The 14,567-nt window shown below is 60.3% G+C and carries 10 protein-coding genes and 4 tRNA genes; all 14 read right to left on the bottom strand.

The genetic code is table 11. The features are described from left to right. Nucleotides 1-51: 51 nt before the first annotated feature. The 14 genes from rpsL to DOM36_RS18195 all read right to left on the bottom strand — a co-directional run bounded on the left by rpsL (nucleotide 52) and on the right by DOM36_RS18195 (nucleotide 14,436). A complete protein-coding gene (rpsL, locus tag DOM36_RS18260) occupies nucleotides 52-426 on the bottom strand; it encodes a 30S ribosomal protein S12 (protein ID WP_075571396.1) in 375 nt (124 codons plus the stop codon). A 171-nt stretch (nucleotides 427-597) separates the two neighbouring features. Next, complete coding sequence (rpoC, locus tag DOM36_RS18255; RefSeq protein ID WP_110643964.1) at nucleotides 598-4,824, bottom strand: DNA-directed RNA polymerase subunit beta'; 4,227 nt, start codon at nucleotides 4,822-4,824, stop codon at nucleotides 598-600. Nucleotides 4,825-4,914: 90 nt separating this feature from the next. Continuing rightward, the gene (rpoB, locus tag DOM36_RS18250) at nucleotides 4,915-8,991 is read right to left on the bottom strand and encodes a DNA-directed RNA polymerase subunit beta (protein WP_110643963.1); all 4,077 of its coding nucleotides are present in this window, start codon (nucleotides 8,989-8,991) and stop codon (nucleotides 4,915-4,917) included. 271 nt (nucleotides 8,992-9,262) lie between these two features. Continuing rightward, complete coding sequence (gene rplL / locus DOM36_RS18245; protein ID WP_075571399.1) at nucleotides 9,263-9,634, bottom strand: 50S ribosomal protein L7/L12; 372 nt, start codon at nucleotides 9,632-9,634, stop codon at nucleotides 9,263-9,265. A 94-nt stretch (nucleotides 9,635-9,728) separates the two neighbouring features. Beyond that, nucleotides 9,729-10,232 carry a 50S ribosomal protein L10 gene (gene rplJ / locus DOM36_RS18240; protein ID WP_075571400.1) on the bottom strand — a complete coding sequence of 168 codons (504 nt, stop codon included), beginning with the start codon at nucleotides 10,230-10,232 and terminating at the stop codon, nucleotides 9,729-9,731. A 272-nt stretch (nucleotides 10,233-10,504) separates the two neighbouring features. After that, nucleotides 10,505-11,197 (bottom strand): 50S ribosomal protein L1, encoded by a 693-nt coding sequence (gene rplA / locus DOM36_RS18235; protein WP_075571401.1) that lies wholly within the window; start codon nucleotides 11,195-11,197, stop codon nucleotides 10,505-10,507. Nucleotides 11,198-11,199: 2 nt separating this feature from the next. Then, nucleotides 11,200-11,631, bottom strand: coding sequence for a 50S ribosomal protein L11 (gene rplK, locus DOM36_RS18230; protein ID WP_075571402.1), 432 nt, complete (start codon nucleotides 11,629-11,631; stop codon nucleotides 11,200-11,202). 115 nt (nucleotides 11,632-11,746) lie between these two features. Continuing rightward, complete coding sequence (nusG, locus tag DOM36_RS18225; RefSeq protein ID WP_075571403.1) at nucleotides 11,747-12,280, bottom strand: transcription termination/antitermination protein NusG; 534 nt, start codon at nucleotides 12,278-12,280, stop codon at nucleotides 11,747-11,749. An 8-nt stretch (nucleotides 12,281-12,288) separates the two neighbouring features. Then, nucleotides 12,289-12,657 (bottom strand): preprotein translocase subunit SecE, encoded by a 369-nt coding sequence (secE, locus tag DOM36_RS18220; protein WP_075571404.1) that lies wholly within the window; start codon nucleotides 12,655-12,657, stop codon nucleotides 12,289-12,291. Between the two features lie 71 nt (nucleotides 12,658-12,728). Then, a tRNA-Trp gene (locus DOM36_RS18215) sits at nucleotides 12,729-12,804 on the bottom strand. Nucleotides 12,805-12,955: 151 nt separating this feature from the next. Beyond that, nucleotides 12,956-13,030, bottom strand: a tRNA-Thr gene (locus DOM36_RS18210). Between the two features lie 21 nt (nucleotides 13,031-13,051). Further along, nucleotides 13,052-13,125 (bottom strand) — tRNA-Gly (locus DOM36_RS18205). A 45-nt stretch (nucleotides 13,126-13,170) separates the two neighbouring features. Further along, nucleotides 13,171-13,254, bottom strand: a tRNA-Tyr gene (locus tag DOM36_RS18200). Between the two features lie 204 nt (nucleotides 13,255-13,458). Next, nucleotides 13,459-14,436, bottom strand: a complete 978-nt coding sequence (locus tag DOM36_RS18195; RefSeq protein ID WP_110643962.1) for a biotin--[acetyl-CoA-carboxylase] ligase — start codon at nucleotides 14,434-14,436, stop codon at nucleotides 13,459-13,461. Between the last annotated feature and the right edge of the window lie 131 nt (nucleotides 14,437-14,567).

The raw sequence follows: 14,567 nt of genomic DNA, 5'->3' as shown, positions 1-14,567 counted from the left end.
GGGCCGACCTTACTCTTATCTGACCGATAATGAATATGGAAAGCGCCCGGATCAGGACTTGGGACGCTTGGTGCCGTACTTGGAACGGCCTTGACGACGATTCTGGACACCGGAGGTGTCAAGGGCGCCACGAACGGTGTGATAACGCACACCCGGCAAATCCTTGACGCGGCCGCCACGAATCAGGACCACGGAGTGCTCCTGCAGGTTGTGGCCTTCACCGCCGATGTAAGAACTGACTTCAAAACCGTTGGTCAGACGCACACGACACACCTTACGCAGCGCCGAGTTCGGCTTCTTGGGCGTAGTGGTGTAGACGCGGGTACAGACCCCACGGCGTTGTGGGCAGGCCTGCAGCGCCGGCACGTCGCTAGTCTCGACGGGGCGCTTGCGCGGCTTGCGCACGAGCTGGTTAATCGTTGCCATAGTCTTTAGCTGACTCCATTGGGTTGCCTTGCCTCATGCCGGGAACGATGTGCACGGACCGGTACATCGATCGGTTGCACCTCCCCTACATAAAGGCTGCGCATTCTAATCAGTTGTCATGAGACCCGTCAAGGCCACCCACCCCGAGAGGCAGGTGGCCGGGATCACGACTTACAGATCGTCGTCATCGGCGTCGAGCGCGGTGAGCTGGGCGCCCAGCTCCTGCTCGACATCGAATGCCGACGGCTGCAGCGTGCGCTCGGACTCTTCGCGCTTGCGACGCCGCTCGTCGTGATGGGCAAGGCCGGTACCGGCCGGGATCAGACGCCCCACCACCACGTTTTCCTTCAGACCGCGCAGATAGTCACGCTTGCCGGTCACCGCAGCTTCGGTCAGTACGCGCGTCGTCTCCTGGAACGATGCCGCGGAGATGAACGACTCGGTCGCCAACGATGCCTTGGTGATACCCAGCAGCAGACGCTCGTACTTGGCCGGGAATTTCTCTTCCTGCTCGAGACGGGCATTTTCCTCGAGCACCCGAACCAGTTCGACCTGATCGCCCGGAATGAACGTCGAATCGCCGGAATCGGTGATCTCGACCTTGCGCAGCATCTGACGCACGATGACTTCGATGTGCTTGTCGTTGATGCTGACGCCCTGCAGACGATAGACGTCCTGGATCTCGACGGTGATGTACTTGGCCAGTTCCGCCACACCCAGCAAGCGCAGGATATCGTGCGGGTTGCTCGGACCGTCGGAGATGACCTCGCCCTTCTCGACCGTTTCGCCTTCGAACACCCCGATCTGGCGCCATTTCGGGATCAGCATTTCCAACGGATCGCCTTCTTCCGGCGTGATCGTCAGACGACGCTTGCCCTTGGTCTCCTTGCCGAAGCTGATCGTACCGCTGATCTCGGCGAGGATGGACGGCTCTTTCGGCTTGCGCGCTTCGAACAGATCGGCAACGCGCGGCAGACCACCGGTAATGTCCTTGTTGCCGGACGCTTCCAGCGGAATACGGGCGATGACTTCACCGACACCGATCTCGGTACCGTTCTCCGCCGCCACGATGGCACGACCCGGCATCAGGTACTGAACCGGCGTGTTGGAGCCCGGCAGCGTCACGTGCTGACCGTCTTCGCCCACCAGCATGATCATCGGTCGCTTGTCGCGACCAGAGGCCGGACGCGCCGCCGACTCGATCACCTCGATGTTCGACAGACCGGTCATCTCGTCGACGGTGCGCGTCATGGTCAGACCTTCGGTCATGTCCGTGAACTGCGCCTTGCCCTGAACTTCGGCGACGACCGGGTGGGTGTGCGGATCCCACTTCGCCACCACCTGACCGCCTTCGACGTGATCGCCGTCCTTGACAGACAGCTCGGCACCATAGGGCAGCTTGTAGTACTCGCGCTCGCGGCCATGGTCGTCGGCGACGGCCAGGGCGCTCGAGCGAGACACCACGATCAGCTTGCCATCGGCGCGCTCGACCGACTTGATGTTGTGCAGTCGAACACTACCACCGTGCTTGACCTGGACGCTGTCGACGGCAGACGCACGCGATGCCGCGCCACCGATGTGGAACGTACGCATGGTCAGCTGGGTACCCGGCTCACCGATGGACTGGGCGGCGATGACGCCGACCGCTTCACCGATGTTGGCCTGGTGCCCGCGGGCCAGATCGCGACCGTAGCAGGAGGCGCAGACGCCATGAGCCGTTTCGCAACTGATCGGGCTACGCATGACGATCTCGTCGACACCCATGGTGTCGAGTTCCTCGCACCAGGCTTCGTCAAGCAGCGTGCCGCGAGGAATCAGGACATCCTCGGTCTGCGGATCGATGACGTCCTGTGCCACGACGCGGCCCAGCACGCGCTGCGCCAGTGACACGATGACATCGCCGCCTTCGATCACCGGATGCAGGGTCAGACCGCGATCGGTGCCGCAATCCTCTTCGGTGATGACCAGATCCTGCGCCACGTCGACCAGGCGGCGTGTCAGGTAACCGGAGTTGGCAGTCTTGAGTGCCGTATCCGCCAGACCCTTACGCGCCCCGTGTGTGGAGATGAAGTACTGGAGTACGTTCAGACCTTCACGGAAGTTGGCGGTGATCGGCGTCTCGATGATCGAGCCATCCGGCTTGGCCATCAGGCCACGCATGCCGGCCAGCTGACGAATCTGGGCCGCACTACCACGGGCGCCGGAATCCGCCATGATGAAGACGCTGTTGAACGAGTCCTGCTCGACTTCGTTGCCATCGCGATCGACCACGGTCTCTTTCGAGATCCCGGCCATCATCGCCTTGGCGACCTTGTCGTTGGCCTTGGACCAGATATCGATGACCTTATTGTACTTCTCGCCCGCGGTCACCAGACCGGAGGAGAACTGGTCCTCGATCTCCTTGACCTCGTCCTCGGCCGCATCGACGATCTCGGCCTTGGCGTCAGGGATGACGAAGTCGTTGACGCCAATGGAGGCGCCTGACCACGTCGCCAGACGGAAGCCGGTGTACATCAGCTGGTCGGCGAAGATCACCGCGTCCTTGAGACCGGTACGACGATAGACCTCGTTGATCAGCCCGGAGATCGCCTTTTTCTTCATCGGACGATCGACGAGCTCGAAGGGCATGCCCTTCGGCAGAATGCGGAACAGCAGCGCACGACCGACCGTGGTTTCCTTGATCGAGGTCGTCTCGGTCAGTTCGGTCACCTCGCCGTCCTTCTCGTCGGACAGCCACTCGGTCAGGCGCACCTTGACCCGGGCATGCAGCGCCACGTTATGGGTCGCGAATGCGCGGTCCAGCTCGTTGAGGTTGGCGAAGGCCTTGCCTTCACCCTTGGCGTTGATGCGCTCGCGGGTCATGTAATAGAGACCCAGCACGACGTCCTGGGACGGCACGATGATCGGCTCGCCGTTGGCCGGCGACAGCACGTTGTTGGTCGACATCATCAGCGCACGCGCTTCGAGCTGGGATTCCAGCGTCAGCGGTACGTGAACGGCCATCTGGTCACCGTCGAAGTCGGCGTTGTAGGCCGCACAGACCAACGGATGCAGCTGAATCGCCTTGCCTTCGATCAGCAGCGGCTCGAACGCCTGAATACCCAGGCGGTGCAGCGTCGGCGCGCGGTTGAGCAGGACCGGATGCTCGCGGATGACATCGGCGAGGATATCCCACACTTCCGGCAGTTCCCGCTCGACCATCTTCTTGGCGGCCTTGATCGTGGACGCCTGACCGCTGCCCTGCAGCTTGGAGTAGATGAACGGCTTGAACAGCTCGAGTGCCATCTTCTTGGGCAGACCGCACTGATGCAGACGCAGGGTCGGACCGACGGTGATGACCGAACGACCGGAGTAGTCGACACGCTTGCCCAGCAGGTTCTGACGGAAACGCCCCTGCTTGCCCTTGATCATGTCGGCCAGCGACTTCAGCGGACGCTTGTTGGAACCGGTGATGGCGCGACCGCGACGACCGTTGTCGAGCAGCGCATCGACCGACTCCTGCAGCATGCGCTTCTCGTTGCGCACGATGATGTCCGGCGCATTGAGGTCGAGCAGGCGCTTGAGACGGTTGTTGCGGTTGATCACGCGACGGTACAGATCGTTGAGATCCGAGGTCGCGAAACGGCCACCGTCCAGCGGCACCAGCGGGCGCAGATCCGGTGGCAGCACCGGCAGCACTTCCATGACCATCCACGCCGGCGCATTGCCGGACTTGTAGAAGGCCTCCAGCAGCTTGAGGCGCTTGGAGAGCTTCTTGATCTTGGTCTCGGAGTTGGTCTGCGGAATCTCTTCACGCAGCCGATCGATCTCTTCTTCCAGATCGATGTCCTTGAGCAACGCCTGCACGGCTTCGGCGCCCATGCGCGCGTCGAAGTCGTCGCCGAACTCTTCCAGCGCCTCGAAGTACTGCTCGTCATTGAGCAGCTGGCCACGCTCGAGGGTGGTCATGCCCGGATCGATCACCACGAACGATTCGAAATAGAGCACGCGCTCGATATCACGCAGGGTCATGTCCAGGAACATGCCGATGCGTGACGGCAGCGACTTCAAAAACCAGATGTGCGCGACCGGCGAGGCCAGTTCGATGTGGCCCATGCGCTCACGGCGAACCGCCGCCTTGGTCACTTCGACGCCACACTTCTCGCAGATGATGCCGCGATGTTTCATGCGCTTGTACTTGCCGCACAAGCACTCGTAATCCTTGACCGGCCCGAAGATCTTGGCGCAGAAAAGTCCGTCACGTTCAGGTTTGAACGTACGGTAGTTGATGGTCTCGGGCTTCTTGACTTCGCCGTATGACCAGGAGCGAATCATTTCCGGCGAGGCGAGCGTGATCTTGATCGCCTCGAACTCGTCAGATTGCGCCTGTGACTTGAGGACTTTCACCAAATCTTTCATGGGATCGCTCCGTTGCGGAGTTGTCATGAGCGGGGCCGCGAATCACTCGCTCGCCCCGCAAACCGTCGCTATCGATCGACTGTGCCGGTCTTAGCTTTCCAATTCGATGTCGATACCCAGCGAGCGGATCTCCTTCACCAGCACATTGAAGGATTCCGGCATACCGGCCTGCATGGTGTGGTCGCCGTCCACGATGCTCTTGTACATCTTGGTACGACCTTCGACGTCATCCGACTTAACGGTGAGCATCTCCTGCAGGGTGTAGGCGGCGCCGTACGCCTCGAGTGCCCACACTTCCATCTCACCGAAGCGCTGTCCGCCGAACTGCGCCTTACCACCCAGCGGCTGCTGCGTGACGAGCGAGTAAGAGCCGGTGGAACGCGCGTGCATCTTGTCGTCGACCAAGTGGTTGAGCTTGAGCATGTACATGTAGCCCACGGTCACCGGACGATCGAACGATTCACCGGTACGCCCGTCGTAGAGCGTCATCTGGCCGGAATCCGGCAGATCGGCGAGCCGCAGCAGATGCTTGATCTCGTGCTCCTTGGCGCCGTCGAACACCGGCGTCGCGATGGGTACACCGCCGCGCAGGTTCTTGGCCAGCGTGATGATCTCGTCATCGGTCAGCGAGTCGATGTCTTCCTGACGCGTTTCCTCGGTGTTGTAGACCTGCTTGAGGAAACCGCGAATCTCGCCGACCTGCTGTTCGCGCGCATCACGCAGCATCCGATCGATCTTGACGCCGAGACCGTGGGCCGCCATGCCCAGGTGGGTCTCGAGGATCTGACCGACGTTCATGCGCGACGGCACGCCCAGCGGGTTGAGCACCACGTCGACCGGCTGACCGTTGTCGTCGAACGGCATGTCCTCGATCGGCATGATCGCGGAAATGACACCCTTGTTACCGTGGCGACCGGCCATCTTGTCACCCGGCTGGATGCGACGCTTGACCGCCAGGTAGACCTTGACGATCTTGAGCACGCCCGGGGCCAGATCGTCACCCTGAGTGAGCTTGCGTTTCTTGTCTTCGAAACGCTCGTCCATCTCCTTGCGACGATTTTCCAGCTGCTCGTCGGCCTGAGCCAGCAGCTCGTTGACGGCCTCGTCCTGCATGCGCAGCTTGAACCACTGCTGGCGCGGCAGCTCGTCGAGGTAGTCCTCGCTCAGCACGTCGCCTTTCTTCAGCTTCGGACCGCCGTGAACCGCCTGACCATCCAGCGTGCGCTTGAGGCGCTCGAACGTGGCTTCCTCGGCGATACGGTAAGTTTCCTGGAGGTCGCGGCGCACTTCGTCGAGCTGCTGCTGCTCGATGGACAGTGCACGCGAATCCTTCTCCACGCCGTCGCGAGTGAACACCTGAACGTCGATGATGGTACCGCGGATGCCGGTCGGCGCCCGTAGCGAGGTGTCCTTAACGTCGGACGCCTTCTCACCGAAGATCGCACGCAGGAGTTTCTCTTCCGGTGTCAGCTGGGTTTCGCCCTTCGGCGTCACCTTACCGACCAGGATATCGCCCGCGCCCACTTCGGCACCGATGTAGACGACGCCCGCCTCGTCCAGCTTGCCCAGTGCCGACTCGCCCACGTTGGGGATGTCGGAGGTGATCTCCTCCGCGCCCAGCTTGGTGTCACGAGAGACACAGGTCAGTTCCTGGATGTGGATCGTGGTGAATCGATCATCCTCGACCACACGCTCGGAGACGAGGATGGAGTCCTCGAAGTTGTAGCCATTCCACGGCATGAACGCGAGACGCATGTTCTGACCCAGCGCCAGGTCACCCATGTCGACGGACGGACCGTCGGCGAGAATATCGCCACGCGCCACCTTGTCGCCCGGGCGCACGATGGGGCGCTGGTTCTGGCAGGTGTTCTGGTTCGAACGCACGTACTTGGTCAGATTGTAGATATCGACGCCAGCTTCACCGCCGATGATCTCGTCCTCATCGATACGCACGACGATACGCTTGGCATCGACGGAGTCGATCACGCCACCCCGACGAGCCACGGCGCAGACGCCGGAGTCACGGGCGACGAAACGCTCCATGCCGGTACCCACGAGTGGCTTGTCGGCACGCAGGGTCGGCACCGCCTGACGCTGCATGTTCGACCCCATCAGGGCGCGGTTGGCGTCATCGTGCTCGAGGAACGGGATCAACGCGGCAGCCACGGAAACGACCTGACGCGGCGACACGTCCATCAGCGTGACCTTGTCCGGCGCCATGAAGGTGGTTTCACCCTTGTGGCGGACCTGGACCAGGTCGTCGATCAGCTTGTTGCTCTCGTCGACCGTTGCCGAAGCCTGGGCGATGATGAAGTCGCCTTCCTCGATCGCCGACAGGTGCACGATCTCGTCGGTCAGCTGGCGATCCACGACCTTGCGGTACGGCGTCTCGAGGAAGCCGTAGCTGTTGGTCTTGGAGTAGGTCGCCAGCGAGTTGATCAGACCGATGTTCGGGCCTTCCGGCGTTTCGATCGGGCACAACCTGCCATAGTGCGTGGCGTGAACGTCGCGCACCTCGAAGCCGGCACGCTCACGGGTCAGACCGCCCGGCCCAAGCGCGGAGACACGACGCTTGTGCGTCACTTCCGACAGCGGGTTGTTCTGGTCCATGAACTGGGACAGCTGCGAGGAGCCGAAGAACTCCTTGACCGCGGCCGCTACCGGCTTGGCATTGATCAGATCCTGCGGCATCAGGCCTTCGCTCTCCGCCATGGAGAGACGTTCCTTGACCGCACGTTCGACGCGCACCAGGCCGACGCGGAACTGATTTTCCGCCATCTCGCCGACGCAGCGGATGCGGCGGTTGCCCAGGTGGTCGATATCGTCGACTTCACCGAAACCGTTACGGATATTGATCAGCTCTTTCAGGACATCGAGGATGTCCTGATTGTCGAGCACACCGGAACCGGTATCGCCTTCACGACGCAGACGGCGATTGAACTTCATCCGGCCAACGCCCGACAGGTCGTAGCGATCTTCGGAGAAGAACAGGTTGTGGAACAGCGTCTCGGCCGCTTCCTTGGTCGGCGGCTCGCCGGGACGCATCATGCGATAGATCTCGACCAGCGCTTCCAGTCCAGAGCGGGTCGAATCCACCTTCAGCGTATCGGAGATGAACGAACCGGCGTCGAGATCGTTGGTGTAGAGCGTTTCCAGCTTGGTGACACCGCCCTGCCCCAGCTTCTCCAGCAGATCCGGCGTCAGCTCGCTGTTGCACTCGCAGATCAGCTCGCCCGTATTGGCGTCGATCTGATCCTTGGCCAGCGTCTTGCCGAACAGGTAATCCATCGGCACCTTTAGCCGCTCGAGTCCGGCACTTTCCAGCTGACGGATGTGCTTCTGGGTAATTCGACGGCCTTCTTCGACGATGACGTTGCCGTCGTTGTCCTTGATGTCGAAGGTCGCGGTTTCACCACGCAACCGCGACGGCACCAGCTCGACGAAGATGCCTTCGCTTTCGATATGGAACGTGCTGGTATCGAAGAAGGTATCGAGAATCTCTTCGGCATTCATGCCCAACGCGCGCATCAGGACGGTCGCCGGCAGCTTGCGGCGACGGTCGATACGCACGAAGACGTTGTCTTTCGGGTCGAACTCGAAATCCAGCCAGGAGCCGCGGTAAGGAATGATACGCGCGGAATAGAGCAGCTTCCCGGAGGAGTGGCTCTTGCCCTTGTCATGATCGAAGAACACGCCCGGCGAGCGGTGGAGCTGAGACACGATGACACGCTCGGTACCATTGACGACGAAGGTACCGTTCTCGGTCATCAGGGGGATTTCCCCCATGTAGACTTCCTGCTCCTTGATGTCCTTGATAGCCTTGTTCGACGACTCTTTGTCGTAGATGATCAGGCGTACCTTGACGCGCAGCGGTGCAGAGTAGGTCACGCCACGGAGCTGACACTCCTTGACGTCGAAAGCCGGCGTGCCAAAGCGGTAACTGACATACTCGAGCGCCGCATTACCCGAGAAGCTCTCGATCGGAAATACGGACTTGAAAGCCGCATGGAGACCGGTCTCGAGACGCTCTTCCGGCGCCCGGTCCTGCTGGAGAAAGTCGTAGTAGGAATCAAGCTGGATGGCCAGCAGGTAGGGCACATCCATTACTTGAGGCAGTTTGCCGAAATCCTTGCGGATGCGTTTTTTCTCAGTGTATGAGTAAGCCATCTGTATTCCCCAGCTTGTTCACCATGGGTGACCGGTGCGTGGTCGGCGCTCCCCTAACGCGGGCTACCCCCGTTAGGCGCTGACGGCAAGCCTCCCGAAAGAGGGAGCTCGCCGTCGGAATTCGTCTAGTGGCAACAATCCTGAACCCGGGAGGTCGACCCCGAGTCAGGCGTACTAACGCCAGGCTAGCAAAAACAGAAAAAGGCCGGCAGCGGGTAGGCCCGCCACCAGCCGTGGCGCTTACGCAGCGCGTGAAGCCGTGAGCACAGAGTTACTTGAGCTCCACAGAAGCGCCAGCTTCTTCCAGCTTCTTCTTGGCTTCTTCGGCATCGTCCTTGGACAGACCTTCCTTGATAGTCGCCGGAGCGCCGTCAACGGCACCTTTGGCTTCTTTCAGGCCCAGACCGGTGATCTCACGGACGACCTTGATGACGTTGACTTTCTTGTCACCGGCAGCGGTCAGAACCACGGAGAATTCAGTCTGTTCTTCAGCAGCAGCTTCACCGCCGCCACCAGGACCGGCAACGACAGCAGCCGCCGCAGAAACGCCGAACTTTTCTTCCATTGCAGAAACCAGTTCCGCAACTTCCATCACGGACATTTCGGCAACGGCGTTGATGATATCTTCTTGAGAAAGTGCCATTTTCAGATTCCTAAACTTTGCGGAGCCCCGACCGGAATCGGCCAAGTGCTCGTTGATTCAAACGTCGACTCAGTCTGCGAAAGCAGGCCACCTATCAGGCAGCTTCGTCCTGCTTTTGATCGCGAACTGCTGCAAGAGTACGAACCAGCTTGCCGGCAGAAGCTTCCTTCATGACGGACATCAGCTTGGCGATCGCTTCATCGTAAGTCGGCAGGGTTGCCAGACGGTCGATATCAGCAGCCGGGATCATCTCCCCTTCGTAAGCCAGCGCCTTGACTTCGAATTCCTTCTGCGTTTTGCCGAACTCCTTGAACAGCCGCGCGGCAGCGCCGGGGTGCTCGTAGGAGAAGGCCAACAGCGTCGGGCCTGCGAAAGTCTCGTTCAGGCACTCCCATGAAGTCCCTGACAGCGCTCGGCGTGCCAGCGTGTTGCGAACAACACGAATCTGGACGCCATTCTCGCGTGCCTGTTTGCGCAGATCGGTCATTGCGCTAACGGTCACACCACGAGAATCGGCAACTACGACGGAAAGAGCGTCCTTAGCGGCTTCACTGACCTCGGCAACAATCGCTTTTTTGCCTTCGAGTGCTAGTGGCACAGTGGTTACTCCTTCGTGCCGGGGCGACGACGTCGCGACCCGGTGATTACCATCTCTTCCACCCGACTGCGGTGAAAGTCTTGGATGATGGCTGCACACCTGAACCGGCGAGCAACACCATCTGCGCAGGCCCCTTTACAGAGCATTAAGTCGACGGCTTGCGTCGACACCTGCGGTCTTTGACGGTGCCCCGCCCCAAGCTGTCGAGACAGACTGCAGGACTGTCGAAACAGTACACGGGGACCGCAAAGTTATTGCCTGGTTACCGCCAATCAAGCGTAAGCGCTATGGTCGACGGTCAGACCCGGGCCCATGGTACTGGACAGGGTCAACTTCTTGAGATAAATGCCTTTGGACGTGCTCGGCTTGAGACGCTTGAGGTCGTTGACCAGCGCTTCAAGGTTGCCACGCAGCGCTTCGGCCGGAAAATCCACCTTGCCGATAGAGGCATGGATGATGCCGTTCTTGTCGGTACGGAAGCGAACCTGACCCGCCTTGGCGTTCTTGACCGCGGTCGCCACGTCCGGCGTCACGGTACCGACCTTCGGGTTCGGCATCAGGCCGCGCGGACCCAGGATCTGACCGAGCTGGCCGACCACACGCATGGCGTCCGGTGCAGCAACGACAACGTCGAAATTCATGTTGCCTTTCTTGACGTCATCGGCCAGATCTTCCATGCCAACGATGTCGGCACCGGCTTCCTTGGCGGCGTCAGCAGCAGCACCCTGGGCGAACACGGCGACGCGGACGTCACGACCCGTACCGTTCGGCAGCACGGTAGCACCGCGCACGACCTGGTCGGATTTACGCGGATCGACACCCAAGTTGATAGAGACTTCGAGAGCCTCCTTGAACTTGACGGTGGACACCTCGGAAAGCAGCGCGACGGCTTCTTCCAGCGTGTAGACCTTGCCCGGCTCGACTTTCTCGCGAATCATCTGAGCGCGTTTCGTCAGTTTTGCCATGATCAGAGGCCCTCCACGTTGAGGCCCATGCTGCGAGCACTGCCAGCAATGGTACGAACGGCGGCGTCAAGACTGGCAGCCGTCAGATCGGGCTCCTTGGTCTTGGCGATCTCTTCGAGCTGCTCGCGAGTCACGGTGCCAACCTTGGTCTTGTTCGGCACGCCGGAACCGGATTTGATACCGGCAGCCTTCTTCAGCAGCACCGCCGCCGGCGGCGTCTTGGTGACGAAGGTGAAGCTGCGGTCGCTGTAGACGGTGATCACGACCGGCGTCGGCAGACCCGGCTCGATTTCCTGAGTCGCCGCGTTGAACGACTTGCAGAATTCCATGATGTTGACGCCGTGCTGACCCAGCGCTGGGCCCACGGGCGGACTCGGATTGGCCTTACCGGCTGCCACTTGCAGCTTGATGTAGGCCTGGACTTTCTTAGCCATTTTCAACTCCAGTCGGGTACGGACGCCTTGCGGCTCCCCTGTTCAGCCGGCATTCGACCGGCAACGATAACGCAGCACCCGGAGGCACTGCGGTGAATTCCTGCTTTTACGCCGATCAGTCCTTGACCACCTGGATAAACTCCAGTTCGACCGGCGTCGAGCGTCCGAAGATCAGCACGCTGACCTGAAGACGGCTCTTTTCATAATTGACCTCTTCCACGACGCCATTGAAGTCGGCGAAGGGGCCGTCGACGACACGCACGGTCTCGCCTGGCTCGAAGAGTGTCTTGGGACGAGGCTTGTCGGTACCGTCCTGAACACGACGCAGAATCGCATCTGCTTCTTTCTGGGTGATCGCAGCGGGCTTCTCCGGCGTACCGCCGATGAACCCCATGACACGCGGCGTTTCATTGACCATGTGCCAGGTCTGTTCGTTCATTTCCATCTCGACCAGCACATAGCCGGGATAGAACTTGCGCTCGCTCTTGCGGCGCTTGCCGTCACGCATCTCGACGACTTCCTCGGTCGGCACCAGAATGTCACCGAACTGATCCTCGACACCGTAAAGCTTGACCCGCTCGATCAACGAACGCATCACCTGCTTCTCAAAACCGGAATAAGCGTGAACGACGTACCAACGCTTGGACATGAAAACTCCTAGCCAATGATTCCGGACATCGCCCAACCGAGGACGGTATCGATAAGCCACAGCAACAGACCCACAACCAGAACGGCCGCCAACACGATCAGCGTCGTCTGGATAGTCTCTTGTCGAGTCGGCCAGACGACACGCTGAATCTCGCGCTTGGAACCGCGCGCAAGCTCCATCAGTGCCTGCCCTTTCGTAGTGGTCAACGCGATCGCTGCAGCAATGCCGCAAATGACAACGACGCCCAGCACGCGATACAGCAACGCTTGATCCGCAAACCAGGCATTGCCGCCAACCGCGACTGCCAGCAGCAACACCACGACGATCCATTTAGGGGTGTCGTAGCGTGGCTCCTGCACCTCGGCGTTGTGCTTCATGAAAACTCCTCAACTCAAGGCGCGATAACCGAACAAGACAAGATATCAAGACAAGCCAGCCTGGGGAAGACTGGCAGGCCAGGAGGGAATCGAACCCCCAACCTGCGGTTTTGGAGACCGCTGCTCTGCCAATTGAGCTACTGGCCTGCAACTACACATCCGAGAATCACCCGGAAATTAGGAGGGCGCTATGATAGCGAAGAAGTGCCGGACAATGCAATCCCGCCACAACATTTTCTTTTGCCATCAAAAAAGCGAGCCAAAGCTCGCCTTCACGCATCAAACCGAAGATCGATAATGGAGCTCATGGACGGAATTGAACCGTCGACCTCACCCTTACCAAGGGTGTGCTCTACCCCTGAGCTACATGAGCCTGAATCATCATCAACACAGTTGGAGCGGGTAGTGGGAATCGAACCCACACCATCAGCTTGGAAGGCTGAGGTTCTACCATTGAACTATACCCGCCTACCCGCTCTGACTCCGGCTTGCCGAGACAGACCGGTGAAACTGTGGTGGAGAGGGAAGGATTCGAACCTTCGAAGCTTTCGCGGCAGATTTACAGTCTGCTCCCTTTGGCCACTCGGGAACCTCTCCATACCGGCGGCAGATTTTACACTGCCTTGCATCGATGTCAAGCATCTGTTTTTGCTGCAATAACAGAACTGCTGACCGATGGCCTTGCGCTCAAAGCGGGGCGCATTGTGTCAAAGCAAAACACCGAATGCAAGCTCGAAGTCGCTCTTTTCAGCCGTCTCATCCGCTGCGAACGGACGATCCAAGGGCGGCAGCCTGGATTCGTCAATCCGGACGGATGCTGATCTCTCCGCCGGTCAGGGTACGCTTGCCGCCATTCGTCATCACGATGAGATTGCCATTCCCATCTACCTCGCCGGCCACGGCCGCATAGGAAGCGTTGCCCTGGTGGACGCGAATGGTGCTACCGACATAAGCATGGCGACGATTCCATTCAGCCTGCCAGGCACCGAAACCGTGTTGCTCGAACCGAGGCAGCATCGTCAGCAGAGATTCGATCAGGGAGGCAGCCACATGGTTGCGAGACGGCGCCTCTATCACGTCTGCCAGGGCGCCTACAGGCTGCCCTGCAGCCTCTCTGACCGCGTCGCTCAGAGAGATGTTGACCCCGATACCGATGACCACCTCGCAAGGCCCTTCAACATCGCCGGTTACCTCGAGCAGGATGCCGGCGAGCTTGCGCCATTCGCCATCGATGGCAACCAGAACGTCATTGGGCCATTTCAATGCGACTTCGCCGCCTGCGGCTTCGATGACTTCGGCCAGCAGCACCCCGACGGCCAGGCTGAGACCTTCCAGCGCTGCGACCCCGGCGTCGAACCGCCACCCCATGGAGAGAATCAGGCTCCCTCCCCAATGGGTATTCCATGCCTTGCCTCGTCGACCTCGTCCCGCCGTCTGGCTTTCCGCCAGACAGACTTCTCCGTGGCCAGCGCCATGACGGAAGCGTTCACGCAGGAAGGTATTGGTGGAGTCGAGCACGTCCTCGACAAAAAGCCGCTTGAGATGCCGGCGCGGTTCGGCAGGTAGCTGCGATACGATGCTGGCGCCATCCAGAGACTCCAGAGAGTTGACCAGACGGTATCCGCGCCCTTTGACCGCCTCCAGCGGCAGGTCCATCGCCTCGAGCTTCTTGAGCTGCTTCCAGACCGCCGTTCTCGATACACCGAGGCGCTCGCCTAGCTGCTGGCCCGAGTGATAACGACCATCGCCGAGAAGGCGAATGAGATCACCGATACTCATAGAAATACGCCTGACGACAAAAGCCGACAGTCTAGCGAAATTACCCGCTTACCGGTAACTCGGCGGAGGGGCCACTCGAGGTTCTGAGCATGAGCTTCTGAACGCAAGGTTCTGGACATGAGGTTCTGGAC

It is taken from the genome of Salinicola sp. CPA57, assembly GCF_003206035.1.
GTDB classification, from domain to species: domain Bacteria; phylum Pseudomonadota; class Gammaproteobacteria; order Pseudomonadales; family Halomonadaceae; genus Salinicola; species Salinicola socius.
Note: the sequence above shows the minus strand (reverse complement) of the source record. Positions and strands in the feature narration are given on the sequence as shown.